Raw genomic sequence first — 14,755 nt, 5'->3', positions numbered from 1 at the left:
GAGAGCGTAGTATTAAGTATTATCTGATTTTTGGATTTCGATAGATATAAAGCATTTCCATTCGCTGAATGAACGGATAGATCATTTCATTCGTCGTGGGTTCTCTGAACTCAATGGAAATATCCAGACCGGTTACATCCACCTGAGTGATTGCATTCATGGATTCCAGATAAATTTCCAGTTCATTTAAAATAGTAGTTTCTATCGAAGAGCTGAGATGGTATACCACAGTTGGAGATCCAATACCGGAAATATGTGGATTTAAATAAACCCCATCATCATGTCTTTCAATCTGTTGGCCAAAACTATTCAACGCGGAAAAAAGAGAGAGCGTAGTAGTAAAGCACAAACAGTTAATGAAATTCTTTTTCATTAAAAGAGTATTTTAGTTCTTGACAAATGTGACGAAAAAAAGGTTTGCTAGTTGTCTCTTTTTGAAAGAAATTCCATTTTTTAACAATTTATTTTCAATTTTATGTGTGATAATTCACATTTAAACCGCCCGATTCGTCTTTGTTTTCAAGGCATTCGTCGAAATAGACGCTTCATCATCAAACAAATTGTAATTTCGTAGTATGATAGAAAAAATCATTCAAAAAAGACTAAATCGCTGGTTACTAAGTATTTTATCGGGAATTCTTTTAACCGTTTCATTTCCCGAAACCGGAAATCTCACTCCTCTCACCTTCTTAGCATGGGTTCCACTGCTCTTGGTTGAGTCTTATTTTCATTCGAAACGGAAAGCTTTCAGTCTTTTTCTCCAGGCTTATTTGGCTTTTTTCATTTACAATGTGGGTACAACCTGGTGGGTTTATTACGCAAGTGAAGGAGGTGCATACATGGCATTCTTTGCAAATAGTTTATTAATGGCACTGACATTTTTGGTCTACCATTTACTGAAACGAAAATTGGGTTCAAAATGGAATGGTCCTATCCTGATCTGCGTATGGCTGAGCTTCGAATTTTTGCATTTTCACTGGGAATTATCCTGGCCCTGGCTTACTTTAGGAAATGTTTTTGCTCCACGAACTTCCTGGGTTCAATGGTATTCCATTACCGGAGTTCTGGGTGGCTCGCTTTGGATACTCGTCATGAACCTGCTCTTCTACAAGTTGATCATTCGACCGAAAAACCTTCTGAGAAACACGTATTTCATTTTGTCACTGCTTATTCTTATCCTTCCATTGTGCTTATCACTCATCCTTTATGTCTCGAAAAGTACAGAGGGGATACCCTACAACGTAGCGATTATCCAACCCAATATTGACCCGTACGGGGAAAAATTTGTATTGGGAAATGAAGAACAACTGAAGTCGATTTTGGATCAGGCAGACCAGGCGGTCTCCAAAGAAACCCAACTGGTAATCGCACCCGAAACATCTCTTTATCCCACTTCCAAAATTTACGAAACAGGCTTACGCAAGGAAACGTTCTTTTACGTAATCAACGAGCATCGTGCTAAATGGGCGAATGCGGGTTTATTGATCGGAGCAACCACCTTCCAGGTCTTTGACTATAAAAATTCGGCTGCAAGCAAATTCATTCCCCCATTGAATGCCTACGTGGAGGATTACAATTCCTCTATCCTCTTCGACAATACTCCCAATCCTAAAATCATTCATAAATCGAAACTCGTATTGGGTGTGGAGAAAATCCCTTTCGTCGGAATGTTTCCGTTCCTGGAAGAATTGGCAGTTGAAATGGAAGGTGGATCGGGAAGTTTGGGAACAGAAACCGAACCAAAAATTTTTGAGAAAAACCGGGTCAAATTTTCTCCGGTAGTTTGTTACGAATCCATTTACGGCGGTTTTTTGGCAAAGCAGGCAAAAAATGGCTCCCAATTTATAGCAATTATTACCAATGACGGTTGGTGGAGAGATACGCCGGGTTACAAGCAGCATTTTCAATTTGCCCGTCTGCGCGCAATCGAAAACAATAAATACGTGGTTCGATCTGCAAACACCGGGACATCGGGAATTATTTCCAATCGCGGAGAAATTTTGAAACAAACCAACTGGTGGGTAAAAGATCAATTTAATTACACGATTCAACTCAACTCCAAACAAACACTTTACCAGGTATTGGGCGATTTTATCGGATATTTTGCAGTAGTCGGTTTCGGAATGTTCCTGATCTTAAGGATCCTGCGTATTTTCCGGAGAAAAAGAAACTGACGCAATTCCGGGGTAAGAAGCAACCTGTTGCGAAAGGGCTACTCAAAAGTAAGAAACCCATATTTATCCCGCTTGTTGGAAGCGGCAAAAATCACCTGATGCGTGCTGTAATTCACACAGGAAAGTTTCAGGCAAACAAAGGCTTCAATTGCATCGTAGGGCGAAAACATGACTCGCTGGGTTTCACCGCTTTCCAGATTTACGCGCGCTTTTGCCAAACAATATTCTTTGTACCTCAGGGTATTTGAAAAGGGAATCCGAGTTCCCAAATACTCCCCGATTTGGTCGTAATTTTGGATATGATCGTTAAAAAAAATGACCAGGTTTCCTTTGCTTACGTAACTTATCAGGGAAGAAAACTGGCCAAAATCATTGACAGATTCCTGCTTCTTGGGAATTTTCCGGAACCAGTTCAGTTCCCCCGCATGTGAGAGCGAATACACAATGCAATCGTTGTAATTGTAATAATTCGTTACCTGGTTCATCCCGCGCGAATCGGTGGTATTCACTTCGTAGATGTAGTATTGCTCGGCCAGTACATTGATCGAACCGTCGGGAAGGAGGATCACATTCCGGAAAGCATAATTCAGTAGTTCTCCGTTGATATTCTGGTAACTGTAAATATCATCCGTTTGCGGATTTTCCTGGTCCAGGATTTCCGCCGGAAATTCCAGGAACTTAGGCAATTCCAATCTATTTGAATCCAGGGAAAAAGACGAATAAAATACTCCTTTGGCGCCCCTGGAATCTTCTCCGCCCCAGGTACCGGTAACGATCGCATTGGAATCATTCGAAGTAATCACAAAATTGTAGACTTTTCGCTGCTCCAAATCCAGCTCGTACATCTTCAGGGAATCTCCGGGACTCATGTGGATTAACACCGATTTATCTACCTGTCCGAAATCTTTCCAGACACTGTAATATGCTTTGGAGAAAACAGATACCCCCAAAAAATAATCTCCTTTATCCGTCAAATGTCTCGCTTCAACAGCAGAAAGATTCGACTCATAAGGGATTTCGTACTCTCCTTCACGCACAGAAACCATTTGCTTGTTCAGAATGTTGTATCCGAAACGATCGAATGGTTCTTTCTTCGCCGGGATCAGGTAATCCACCACTAAAAAATTGTTTTCGGGAGAAACTTTCGTTGTCACCAATACATTCCTGCTCCAGCCTTTCGGAATCACATAGGAAGCTACCACCAATGGCGGACCAAAAGGATCCACATCATCATCGTATTCCTGCATGTACAAGGTCACCGACGGGCCGATTTTGTCGGAAAACAATCCGAATAAGCGATTAGAAAACAAGAACATGTCTTCCAAAGTCACCATTTTCTGATCAATTCTGGGCTCAATCCGTTTGGAAAAGATCTCTTTTCCATTCTCAAAACGCGAAATTTTAGCTGAAGGCATCAAGGATCCGTTGCCATAATGGAACGTAAAGAAAATTCCGTTGTCCTTCGGCAGAATTGCAATCGTATTCGGGCGCGCCAGGTTTTCCGGTCCCCAATCAATTTGAGGAGGTACTTGTCCCCAAAAGAAATTGCTCAGTAACAGAAAAAAAATGAGTTGAAGAAATCGCAAGGCTTTTTTTCTGTAATATAATAAAAGTTCCTTACACCAGCTTCACCCCGGTATAATTTGAAGGCGTGATTTTCTTTAAACGTTCTTTCATTGCAACATCCACTTCCAGTGTATCGATAAAATCATGCACCGTTTGCTGTGTCACTTTCTCATTTTTACGCGTCAACCCTTTCAATGCTTCATATGGTTTTGGAAAACCGATACTTCTTAAGATTGTCTGGATCGCTTCTGCCACGACCGCCCAGTTATCTTCCAGGTCCTGCTGGATTGCAGCTTCGTTCAAGAGTAATTTATTCAATCCTGCAATCGTTGCTTTAAATGAGATCAGCGAATGTGCAAGCGGCATCCCGATTGCTCTTAACACCGTCGAATCGGTTAAGTCACGCTGTAGTCTCGACACCGGCAATTTTGCAGCCAAATGTTCATACAGGGCATTGGCAATCCCGATATTTCCTTCGGAATTTTCAAAATCGATTGGGTTTACTTTGTGTGGCATCGCTGAAGAACCAACTTCCCCTTCTTTCAATTTTTGCTTGAAATATTCCATGGAAATATAGGTCCACATGTCGCGGTCTAAATCCAGGATAATGGTATTGATGCGCTTTAAACAGTCGAACAGGTTCGCCAACTGGTCGTAATTCTCTATTTGGGTTGTCAGCTGACTTCGTTTCAGTCCCAATTGCTCATTGACAAATCGATTAGAAAAAGCGACCCAGTCCGTATCCGGAAAAGCAACCTGGTGTGCATTGAAATTTCCGGTTGCCCCTCCAAATTTAGCTGCGTAAGGAATTGTTTTCAAAATTTCAAGTTGTGTTTCCAAACGGTAAACAAATACACCGATTTCTTTTCCCAAAATTGTCGGAGAAGCCGGCTGACCATGTGTTCGTGCCAATAATGCAATTCCCGACCAGTCCTTGGTATATCCTTTCAAAACAGAAATCAATTCATTCAATGAAGGAATGTATACTTCATTTACCGCTTCTTTTAAACTCAATGGGATCGATGTATTGTTGATATCCTGTGAGGTTAACCCGAAATGAATGAATTCCAGGTAGTTTTCCAATCCCAGTTGCTGCATTTTATCTTTCAGGAAGTACTCAACCGCTTTTACATCGTGGTTTGTTGTTTTTTCGATTTCTTTTATCGCCAAAGCATCCGCTTCCGAGAATGCCGTAACGATTGCTCTCAGTTTGGGAAAAATAGAAGTTGACACTTCTTTTAACGGACCAATTCCGGCTTCGACCAGCGCAATGAAATACTCAACCTCTACATGCACCCGGTATTTAATCAATCCGAATTCGGAAAAATAAGGGGCCAGCTCGCTCACTTTAGAACGATAACGTCCATCTACCGGACTGATTGCTGTTAAAGACGTGAGAGACATTGCATTACTCATATTTTCTTTTTTTGGGAAGGTGCAAAGATAGTTCTTTATAATGGAAAATGGAGAATTGAAAATTGAAAAGAAAAGGAGACTGAACACAATCGAAGTTCCCTTTCAATCCGGAATTATATTAAATTTGAGTATGCGATTCATCAGGAACCTGTTTATCGGTTATAAAGCTTACATCAAGGCATTTCGTTTAATCGTCGATTACAAATTGTATCTCTACATTATTTTTCCCGCCATCCTGATGCTGGGAATCTACCAGCTTGGTTTCATGATTCACCTGCACGAGCCCAAAGCAACGGCAACAAGTATGAATGGCATCATTTGGTATTTGATCAAATTGCTTTTCGAAATTTTGATTGCAACCACCCTGATGCGTTTTGCAAAATACCTGGTGGTAATCCTTTTGGCACCATTATTCTCAAAAATTTCCCAAAAAGTCGAATTTATCTTAACAGGCAACCGCTACCGGTTCAACTTTACACAACTGGTTAACGACATCAAACGCGGTTTGAAAATCGGAGTTCGGAATATCATGTGGGAAGTGTTCTTTTTTACGATTATCTTCCTGATCGGGGTTATCGGCTGGGGGGATTTTAGCAGCAGCCCGGTGCGACATGTGTTGTTCTTTATCAGTTTCTATTATTACGGTTTCTCGTTCATGGATTACATTCACGAACGTTTGCAGATGAATGTGCAGGAAAGCACACAACTGGCCAGGGAAAATCGCGGCATTGCTCTTTCGATCGGTTCTGTTTATTCCATCCTGATCTGGAACTTTATCGATTTGAACACCCTGTTCGATTGGTCGGGTTTCGGTGCAGACCCGGGACAATTCCTATTGACGTTCACCAGCAACTTGGGGCTTTGGTTTTGCGCTTCCTTCGCGCCTATCTGGGCGATTGTTGCTGCAACGATTGCCATGCATGACATCCTGGATCTCAAAGCACACGCAAGAGACGCATTCGCGGAAAACACTTTAAAGTAAAAGGGGGCAAAGCAGTTCAAAAGTTCAAAAATCGAAACCATTGAACATTTCAACCTTTTGAACCTTTGAACAATCAACCGATAGGTTGTTTTTTGATTTTTTTATCTTACTTTGTCTTCGAATTATACAACATCGACATATGAAAATCCTATTTGGAACTTTATTATTACTACTCTGCGCAACCAAATCGTTCGCTTTTACTTCTATTCCAAAGGATAGTGTAACAGGAATCATTGACAAGTCTGCTGCTTTGATCAAAATTGATCAGGGGAAACAACTGGTCGGAGAAAATAAAATCCGTGAAGCACTATTGGTATTCCGTGAAGCTGCACTAAAAGATCCGAACTCATGGAAAGCCTCTTTTTGGATTTCTTACTGCCATTACCGCCTGAAAAATTTCGGCTACGCAAAACAATATGGCCTGGAGGCCATTGCAAAAGGTCCGGAGGACGTAGATGCGGAAGTTTACGACATTCTTGGCATTGCCTGTCATAACATCAATGAATTGGATTCTGCGGAGCAGTATTTCCAGTTGGCTTTGACCCATCTATCCAAATCACGGGCAAAAGAATTAAATACGGAAAGTAAACTGGCTTCCGTCCGGTTTGCAAAACAATACAAAGGAACCGCCAATCTGAGAATGCCTTTAATGGGCGATGTAAATTCGGGATACAATGATTACTCACCGGTTTTCAGCTCGGACGGAAAACGCATCTATTTCACTTCCAGAAGAGCGAATACAACCGGTGGAATGATGAACCCGGATGATCAGGAATATTTCGAAGATGTTTACACAGGGGTTTGGAATGAGAAAATGCTGAAGTATGACAGTATCAACAACGATGTTGAACGGATTAACGGTCCCGGATTCGAATCCATGTCCTGGCTTTCCAAAGACGGTCTGCATGCTATTGTAACGATAAACAATACAGCAACCAACGCGAAAAAAATAACCGGATCTTCCGATATTGCAGAAGTGGAATTTACCAAAAAAGGGAAATGGAATGTTCCGAAAGTCATTCCAAACAAATCCATCAATACCAGTTTCTTTGAAGGCTCTGCAACGGTAACTGCAGATGGAAACACCATGTATTTTGTTTCGGACAGAAAAGGTGATAAACGTTCCACAGACATCTACGTGGTCCAACGAACCGGAAAAACCTGGGGAGAGGCAAAAATTCTAAGCGATAGTGTAAACACCAACATGCGTGAAACTACTCCTTTCATTTCTCCGGACGGAAGATTCTTGTTCTTCAGCTCTGAAGGACACATCGGAATGGGTGGATTGGACATATTTGTTTCTGAAAATACCGGAACAGGCTGGACAAAAGCTAAGAACTTAGGCCCTTTAGTGAATTCAGTAAACGACGATACCCATTTTGTGATCTACAAAGAATTGGGGAAAGCATATTTAAGCGGATTAACAATAAATGATAAGAAAAGTAGTATCGACATCTATGAAATAGATTTAAGCAAATTGATTTTACCGGTAAAACTTTAATCTTCTATTGAACGAATTGAACACATAAACGTACCTGAATGGGTACGTTTTTTTTTATAGCTAATTATGAACAAATTAATACTCTTACTACTTTTCCCCGTTTTTGGCTGGAGCCAGAAGGAAACCAAAGCAGAAGCCCCGATCCGGAAAGTGACTGTTTTCAAAGAAGGAGCGCAGGTAGAACATGCAAAAGAACTCAGCCTGGGAACCGGAAAACAATTCGTTGTATTCCAAAAACTAACCGATTTTTTGGACCCCAGTTCCATTCAGCTGAAATGCTCCGAGTCAGCCACGATCTTAAGTGTCCGGACCAGAAAGAATTTCGACGATAAAACGATTGCCGAAACGGAGTTAACTGAAAAGAACGACCGCAAAAAAGCATTGGAGAAGCAGGAGCGTACTCTGCGTGATGAATACAAAGTCCTGCTTCTGGACGAACAGCTTTTGATGAAGAACAACAGCCTGAGCAGTCAGCAGCAGGCCATGAAAATTGCAGAATTGAAAGAAGCTTCGACCTTTTTCCATGCAAAGCTGTCCGAGATCAACACCCGCAAATCACAATTGGATTCCGAGATTGAAGCCGTGGTCCGCAAGATCAATACCATCGAACAGGAAATCAATACCCGCAAAGGCTTACCGGTGGTGAATTACACGGAAGTGGAAGTGGAACTGGATGTGGAAAAAGCCGGAACAATCGAGTTCGATTTCACCTACATCACCCACAAAGCTTCCTGGAAACCGTATTACGACATGCGAAGCAACGGAGTTGGCGCACCGGTTTTGCTCGAAGCCAAAGGTTTGGTGACACAAAATACCGGGATCGACTGGAAAAATGTAAAACTCATCCTTTCCACCAACGATCCGTACGACAATACCCAGGAACCAAAAATCGATCCGTGGTATGTGAATTATTATACACCGGCTCCCAGAAAACAGGTTGTTGAACGTTACATCCCGGAATACAATTTTGACGGCGAAACCATCCACGGAGAAGTAACCGATGCAACCACCGGCGAGCCGTTGGCTTTTGCAAAAATTTCCATGAACAACAACCCGTTAAACAGCTTTACAACAGACGCCGCAGGACACTTTACATTCTCTGTTCCAAGAGGCGAGCGCAGTTACACTATTTCCTATTTGGGATACCGTGCTCAATACGTAAATATCAATGCTCCGTACATCAAAACACAACTCTATCCGGAAGCGATCGCTATGGAAAAGCTTGAAAACATGTTCCCGACCTCAAGCAATATCAGTCGAGTAACAACAGGTCAGGAAATCTATCTTACCGATGCCTTAGGAACAACAGAATTGAGTGAATTGGAATTGACAGCGGGTATTTCTGCCGATCGCAAATTACGTTCAAAAGGTAAAAAAGCAGAAGCATATAATTTCTCACATAATATGGATAGTACTCCGGGACTATACGATGCTTCTATCGCCAACCAGGTAGAAAAAGACCTGCGCATGGAATTCCAGATCGAAACTCCGTTCTCGGTTCCTTCAGACGATGCAGACCACCGTGTGGCCATTGCCACTTATCAAATGAAAGCCGATTACGAATACCACGCTGTGCCGAAACTGGATGAATCGGTGTATTTGGTGGCGCAGATTTCCGGATGGGAAAAATTGAACCTTCTAAATGGAGAATCAAACCTGTACTTTGACGGAACGTATATCGGTAAAAGCTACATCGATGTGAATTCTTCGAAAGATACCCTGAGTTTTTCTTTAGGAAAAGACAAGAAAATTGTTGCTTCCCGAAAACGCAGTGAGGAAATGAGTAAAACCCGCCTGCTTGGAAACCGTTACAAATACGAAGTAACCTGGGATTTCACCATTCGCAATAACGGGGGAGCTTCCATTCCGATCATTGTGAAAGATCACTTCCCGATCTCTGTCAATGACGATATCAAAGTGAAACGCGGAACATTCGACGATGCTGATTTGGACGAAAAAACCGGGATCCTGACCTGGAAATTCACCACGAACAAAGGAGAAACAAAACAGTTCAAATTTGATTACCAGGTAGATTACGGGAAAAGCCAACCGGTTTATTTGGAATAATCTTATGGAATTACACAAAATTTTCATCATTGTATAGAACAACAGATTTTAAGCTCATGAAAAAAATAATTTTAATCCTGGTACTTTTCCCCGTTTTTGGCTGGAGCCAGAAGGAAACCAAAGCAGAAGCCCCGATCCGGAAAGTCACTGTTTTCAAAGAAGGAGCGCAGGTAGAACATGCAAAAGAACTCAGCCTGGGAACCGGGAAACAATTCGTTGTATTCCAAAAACTAACCGATTTTTTGGACCCCAGTTCCATTCAGCTGAAATGCTCCGAGTCAGCCACGATCTTAAGTGTCCGGACCAGAAAGAATTTCGACGATAAAACGATTGCCGAAACGGAGTTAACTGAAAAGAACGATCGCAAAAAAGCATTGGAGAAGCAGGAGCGTACTCTGCGTGACGAATACAAAGTCCTGCTTCTGGACGAACAGCTTTTGATGAAGAACAACAGCCTGAGCAGTCAGCAGCAGGCCATGAAAATTGCAGAGCTGAAAGAAGCTTCGACCTTTTTCCATGCAAAGCTGTCCGAGATCAACACCCGCAAATCACAATTGGATTCCGAGATTGAAGCCGTGGTCCGCAAGATCAATACCATCGAACAGGAAATCAATACCCGCAAAGGCTTACCGGTGGTGAATTACACGGAAGTGGAAGTAGAACTGGATGTGGAAAAAGCCGGAACAATCGAGTTCGATTTCACCTACATCACCCACAAAGCTTCCTGGAAACCGTATTACGACATGCGAAGCAACGGAGTTGGCGCACCGGTTTTGCTCGAAGCCAAAGGTTTGGTGACACAAAATACCGGGATCGACTGGAAAAATGTAAAACTCATCCTTTCCACCAACGATCCGTACGACAATACCCAGGAACCAAAAATCGATCCGTGGTATGTGAATTATTATACACCGGCTCCCAGAAAACAGGTTGTTGAACGTTACATCCCGGAATACAATTTTGACGGCGAAACCATCCACGGAGAAGTAACCGATGCAACCACCGGCGAGCCGTTGGCTTTTGCAAAAATCTCCATGAACAACAATCCATTGAACAGTTTCACAACCGATGCTACGGGACATTTTACCTTCTCTGTTCCAAGAGGCGAACGTAGCTATATCATTTCCTATTTGGGTTATCATTCACAATACGTCAACATCAATGCGCCTTATATCAAAACACAACTCTATCCGGAAGCTGTTGCTATGGAAACATTAAATAATCCCATTGGTGGAAACGCTTTTGGGAGATTTGATAACGGACAGAATAAAGATTTGAACTTGGATGACGACTATTCAGGGAAATTAGACGAAGTGAGTATCAGTGCTTATAAAATAGACGGAGCAACCAGAACAGCGAAACTTAGTAAAAGAGATTTGGAGCGGATTCCAGGCACCAGCAGAGGAGCCGTTACTCAAGGAGTTTATTCAACTACCATCGCCAACCAGGTAGAAAAAGACCTGCGCATGGAATTCCAGATCGAAACACCGTTCTCGGTTCCTTCAGATGATGCAGACCACCGTGTGGCCATTGCCACTTATCAAATGAAAGCCGATTACGAATACCACGCTGTGCCGAAACTGGATGAATCGGTGTATTTGGTGGCGCAGATTTCCGGATGGGAAAAATTGAACCTTCTAAATGGAGAATCAAACCTGTACTTTGACGGAACGTATATCGGTAAAAGCTACATCGATGTGAATTCTTCGAAAGATACCCTGAGCTTTTCTTTAGGAAAAGACAAGAAAATTGTTGCTTCCAGAAAACGAAGTGAGGAAATGAGTAAAACCCGCCTGCTTGGAAACCGTTACAAATACGAAGTAACCTGGGATTTCACCATTCGCAATAACGGTGGAGCTTCCATTCCGATCATTGTGAAAGATCACTTCCCGATCTCTGTCAATGACGATATCAAAGTGAAACGCGGAACATTCGTCGATGCTGATTTGGACGAAAAAACCGGGATCCTGACCTGGAAATTCACCACGAACAAAGGAGAAACAAAACAGTTCAAATTTGATTACCAGGTAGATTACGGGAAAAGCCAACCGGTTTATTTGGAATAAAAAACCAGACTTTTTAAACTTCAAAAGCATCAGCCGTGGCTGATGCTTTTACCTGATTATGAAGAAAAATTACTATTGCAGCACTCACTGTATAACCAACCTATAGAAATCAAAAAACCTTGCAGCGTTTTGAGTGGTCTAGTCAAACACAGCAAATGTGGCAATAAATATCGCTGTAACGTGAAATAAAAAACTCCTTGGAACTTAGTAGTAAGTTGTAGATGTCGAATATTAGTGTTTCAGCCTTACGAAGTTAAAAAAGGAAGTCGGTTTTTCAAAGTCGTTCTATCAAATAAATAGAATATATGATAAGTGGTTAATTTTCAGTCTAAACGGCTGAATTTGATTACAAAGAGTTGAAGTGCTCCCAAAAATCGGGATAACTTTTAGAAACTGCGTCTGCATTTGTGAGAATAGTGTCACCGTTTGCGATACTTCCTGCGATACCTAGGGACATGGCAATCCGGTGATCGTGATGTGAATCCACCTCTGTTCCATGCAATTTCCCCGATCCATAAATCACCATCAGATCGTCATTCAAATCAATTTTTAATCCCATTTTTCCAAATTCGGTCTGCAAAGCTATTCCGCGATTGCTTTCCTTGTGAATCAACCTGTTTACTCCCCGAATGGTCGATACGCCATCACATTTTGCAGCCAGAATAGTCAAAGCAGGAAACAAGTCGGGACAATCGGTCGCATCAAATTCAAAAGCCCGGAGACCTGAACCGTCTACCCGAATTAAATCTTCTTCCGCTACGATCCTGCAACCGGCAGCAATCAGAGCCTTCAATAATGACTTATCTGCCTGCAAACTACGCATAGTTAGTCCGGAAACTGAAACCGGGTGTCCGATAGCCGCAGCAACCAGCCAATAACTTGCAGAACTCCAATCGGATTCGATGGAATAGTGAGCCGGCCGGTATTGTTGCTTTCCCGGAATTGTAAACCGGTTATGCTCGTTTTCAATCACGATTCCAAACTGACTTAAAGTATGGATTGTCATTTGGATATACGGCCCGGATTTCATGTCAATGACCTCCAATGAACTCGCCTTCCTGCTTCCAGGAAGCGCCATCAGCAAACCCGAAATAAACTGAGAACTCAGAGAACCATCGACCTGCAAATCTGTTCCCTGAAGCGGTCCATGGACTTTTATTGGCAAGAACCCGTTATTCGTTGAAACCTGAACACCAAACCGGGGCAAAACAGTATCAAAGAAATTCATTGGCCTCGCAAGCAAACTTCCCCTTCCTGTAAGCGAAACTTCCCTGTTAAAACCAGAAGTAACACAAGTCAGTAAACGCAACCCCAAACCGGATTCTCCGGCAGACAAGTGCAATCCTTCCGGCAGACTTTTAATACCGGTAATTTCAATTATTGTATCTGAAATCGGAACAATCTCAGCTCCCATTTGTTCAACTGCGCGCAGCATTGCCTGTTCGTCATCACTCTTTCCCATTCCGGTCAGCCTGGAAGTTCCTTCAGCAAGGGCGGCACAAAGAACAGCTCTTTGAGCGTCACTTTTCGATGCCGGAACAGCAATATTCCCTGAAAGAACCTTCGGACGGATTAACTGCTTCATTGCTCTTCCTTATCTGAAGAATGGTTCATCACGCGAACCTGGTGACGAATCGATTCCTGATGAATCGCATCCATGACCTGGCGCACAAAACGATCACTCAATTTATATTCCGAAGCCCGGTTGAGCCTGGCGGAAATGATCTTTTTCCAATGTTCCGGCTGAAGGATGGTGATATTGTGTTCCTTTTTGAAAATTCCCAACTCCTCACTTAACTGCATTCTGGCGGTCAGGATATCAAATAAGCGATCATCCAGATCCCCTATTTTCTCACGGATCACCGAAATGTGTTCACTATCCAGTTTTTCCGAATTTTGAGACCTCAACACCAGTGAATCCAACAACACACCCAAATTCTCCGGTGTCAGCTGCTGTGCGGCATCCGACCAGGCAACATCCGGATTTCGATGGGTCTCAATGATCAATCCATCAAAGTTTAAATCCATTGCCTTTTGTGAAACTTCCAAAAGCAAATTCCTGTTTCCCGTAATATGGCTCGGATCATTGATAATCGGCAGATCGGGAAGCCGTTCATGCAAAGCAATCGGAATTTCCCAATTGGGTACGTTCCGGTATTTGGCATGCTTATAAACGGAAAAACCACGATGAATTGCTCCCAATTCCGTAATTCCGGATTTTTCCAGGCGTTCAAAAGCACCAATCCATAATTCCAGATCCGGATTGACCGGATTTTTCACCATAACAGGAATCTTCACTCCCTTCAGTGCGTCCGCAATATCCTGAACAGCAAAGGGGTTGACCGTCGTACGTGCTCCGATCCAAAGAATATCTACACCGGCTTTCAACGCTTGCTCCACATGTTTGGTGTTGGCCACTTCCGTAGTTGTTGGAACACCGAGTACTTTTCCGGCGTCCACCAGCCAGCTTAAACCGACTTCTCCCACACCTTCAAACGAATCGGGCCGGGTGCGTGGTTTCCAGATTCCTGCCCGCAACATGTCGATATTACAAAACTCCTTGATTTGCAATGCCGTTTCCATCATTTGTTCTTCGGTCTCTGCACTGCAAGGCCCTGCGATAATGATCGGTCTTTTTCCTCCTTTTTGAATGATGCTGCTCATGATTTACCAAATTACTTTTTTTAATTCATTTAAAAACAAAAATCCCGCTCTAATACGAAGCGGGATTGATAACAAACACGTATTTACACTTCGAAATTCAGCGTATTTCAAAGTGCCAACGAAAAGATTTTATTGTTGTTTTTTGCATGACTACCCGCCAAAAGTAATGTTATTTATTTAACCAAAATCAAACATAAAACTATTTATTTCACATTTTTTCTTGGAAATATCATTTGCAACTGTATCTTTGCTCCATGATTTTTCAACAAACAATGAAATTTTGGTGGTGGCAGTTAACTCAAAAAGTGACTGACGCATA

Annotated in this window: 11 protein-coding genes; 5 read left to right on the top strand and 6 right to left on the bottom strand. The window is 42.4% G+C overall.

The genetic code is table 11. The features are described 5' to 3' along the window. Positions 1–19: 19 nt before the first annotated feature. Positions 20–373, bottom strand: a complete 354-nt coding sequence (locus FO442_RS08810; protein ID WP_144332791.1) for a hypothetical protein — start codon at positions 371–373, stop codon at positions 20–22. Between the two features lie 202 nt (positions 374–575). On the opposite strand from FO442_RS08810, the gene lnt reads away from it, so the two are divergent. Further along, entirely contained in the window at positions 576–2,174 is a 1,599-nt protein-coding gene (lnt, locus tag FO442_RS08805) for an apolipoprotein N-acyltransferase (protein ID WP_144332790.1), read from the top strand. Between the two features lie 38 nt (positions 2,175–2,212). On the opposite strand, the gene FO442_RS08800 is transcribed toward lnt, so the two are convergent. Continuing rightward, positions 2,213–3,760, bottom strand: coding sequence for a hypothetical protein (locus tag FO442_RS08800; RefSeq protein ID WP_144332789.1), 1,548 nt, complete (start codon positions 3,758–3,760; stop codon positions 2,213–2,215). Positions 3,761–3,791: 31 nt separating this feature from the next. Next, entirely contained in the window at positions 3,792–5,144 is a 1,353-nt protein-coding gene (gene purB / locus FO442_RS08795) for an adenylosuccinate lyase (protein ID WP_144332840.1), read from the bottom strand. Between the two features lie 142 nt (positions 5,145–5,286). On the opposite strand from purB, the gene FO442_RS08790 reads away from it, so the two are divergent. From FO442_RS08790 to FO442_RS08775, 4 genes are all read left to right on the top strand, one after another. Beyond that, the gene (locus tag FO442_RS08790) at positions 5,287–6,138 is read left to right on the top strand and encodes an EI24 domain-containing protein (protein WP_186280000.1); all 852 of its coding nucleotides are present in this window, start codon (positions 5,287–5,289) and stop codon (positions 6,136–6,138) included. A 139-nt stretch (positions 6,139–6,277) separates the two neighbouring features. After that, positions 6,278–7,639, top strand: a complete 1,362-nt coding sequence (locus tag FO442_RS08785) for a PD40 domain-containing protein (RefSeq protein WP_144332787.1) — start codon at positions 6,278–6,280, stop codon at positions 7,637–7,639. A 66-nt stretch (positions 7,640–7,705) separates the two neighbouring features. After that, positions 7,706–9,706: a DUF4139 domain-containing protein gene (locus tag FO442_RS08780; RefSeq protein WP_144332786.1), complete on the top strand. Its 2,001-nt coding sequence runs from the start codon at positions 7,706–7,708 to the stop codon at positions 9,704–9,706. Between the two features lie 56 nt (positions 9,707–9,762). After that, positions 9,763–11,772 (top strand): mucoidy inhibitor MuiA family protein, encoded by a 2,010-nt coding sequence (locus tag FO442_RS08775; protein ID WP_144332785.1) that lies wholly within the window; start codon positions 9,763–9,765, stop codon positions 11,770–11,772. 346 nt (positions 11,773–12,118) lie between these two features. Here the strand turns inward: FO442_RS08775 and aroA are convergent, their stop codons facing one another. The 3 genes from aroA to FO442_RS18700 all read right to left on the bottom strand — a co-directional run bounded on the left by aroA (position 12,119) and on the right by FO442_RS18700 (position 14,754). Then, complete coding sequence (aroA, locus tag FO442_RS08770; RefSeq protein WP_144332784.1) at positions 12,119–13,357, bottom strand: 3-phosphoshikimate 1-carboxyvinyltransferase; 1,239 nt, start codon at positions 13,355–13,357, stop codon at positions 12,119–12,121. Next, positions 13,354–14,436, bottom strand: coding sequence for a chorismate mutase (locus FO442_RS08765; protein WP_144332783.1), 1,083 nt, complete (start codon positions 14,434–14,436; stop codon positions 13,354–13,356). Before FO442_RS08765 ends, aroA begins: the two co-directional genes overlap by 4 nt. A gap of 177 nt (positions 14,437–14,613) precedes the next feature. After that, entirely contained in the window at positions 14,614–14,754 is a 141-nt protein-coding gene (locus FO442_RS18700; protein ID WP_186279998.1) for a hypothetical protein, read from the bottom strand. Position 14,755 lies beyond the last annotated feature (1 nt).

Origin of the sequence: Fluviicola chungangensis (genome assembly GCF_007558725.1) — a bacterium.
Lineage (GTDB): Bacteria > Bacteroidota > Bacteroidia > Flavobacteriales_D > Crocinitomicaceae > Fluviicola > Fluviicola chungangensis.
Note: the sequence above shows the minus strand (reverse complement) of the source record. Positions and strands in the feature narration are given on the sequence as shown.

Bases quoted from the DNA above. Each gene is read 5' to 3' on its own strand.
- aroA (WP_144332784.1), bottom strand. From the start codon at position 13,357: ATGAAGCAGTTAATCCGTCCGAAGGTTCTTTCAGGGAATATTGCTGTT.
- FO442_RS08790 (WP_186280000.1), top strand. From the start codon at position 5,287: ATGCGATTCATCAGGAACCTGTTTATCGGTTATAAAGCTTACATCAAG.
- purB (WP_144332840.1), bottom strand. From the start codon at position 5,144: ATGTCTCTCACGTCTTTAACAGCAATCAGTCCGGTAGATGGACGTTAT.
- lnt (WP_144332790.1), top strand. From the start codon at position 576: ATGATAGAAAAAATCATTCAAAAAAGACTAAATCGCTGGTTACTAAGT.
- FO442_RS18700 (WP_186279998.1), bottom strand. From the start codon at position 14,754: ATGCGTCAGTCACTTTTTGAGTTAACTGCCACCACCAAAATTTCATTG.
- FO442_RS08775 (WP_144332785.1), top strand. From the start codon at position 9,763: ATGAAAAAAATAATTTTAATCCTGGTACTTTTCCCCGTTTTTGGCTGG.
- FO442_RS08785 (WP_144332787.1), top strand. From the start codon at position 6,278: ATGAAAATCCTATTTGGAACTTTATTATTACTACTCTGCGCAACCAAA.
- FO442_RS08765 (WP_144332783.1), bottom strand. From the start codon at position 14,436: ATGAGCAGCATCATTCAAAAAGGAGGAAAAAGACCGATCATTATCGCA.
- FO442_RS08810 (WP_144332791.1), bottom strand. From the start codon at position 373: ATGAAAAAGAATTTCATTAACTGTTTGTGCTTTACTACTACGCTCTCT.
- FO442_RS08780 (WP_144332786.1), top strand. From the start codon at position 7,706: ATGAACAAATTAATACTCTTACTACTTTTCCCCGTTTTTGGCTGGAGC.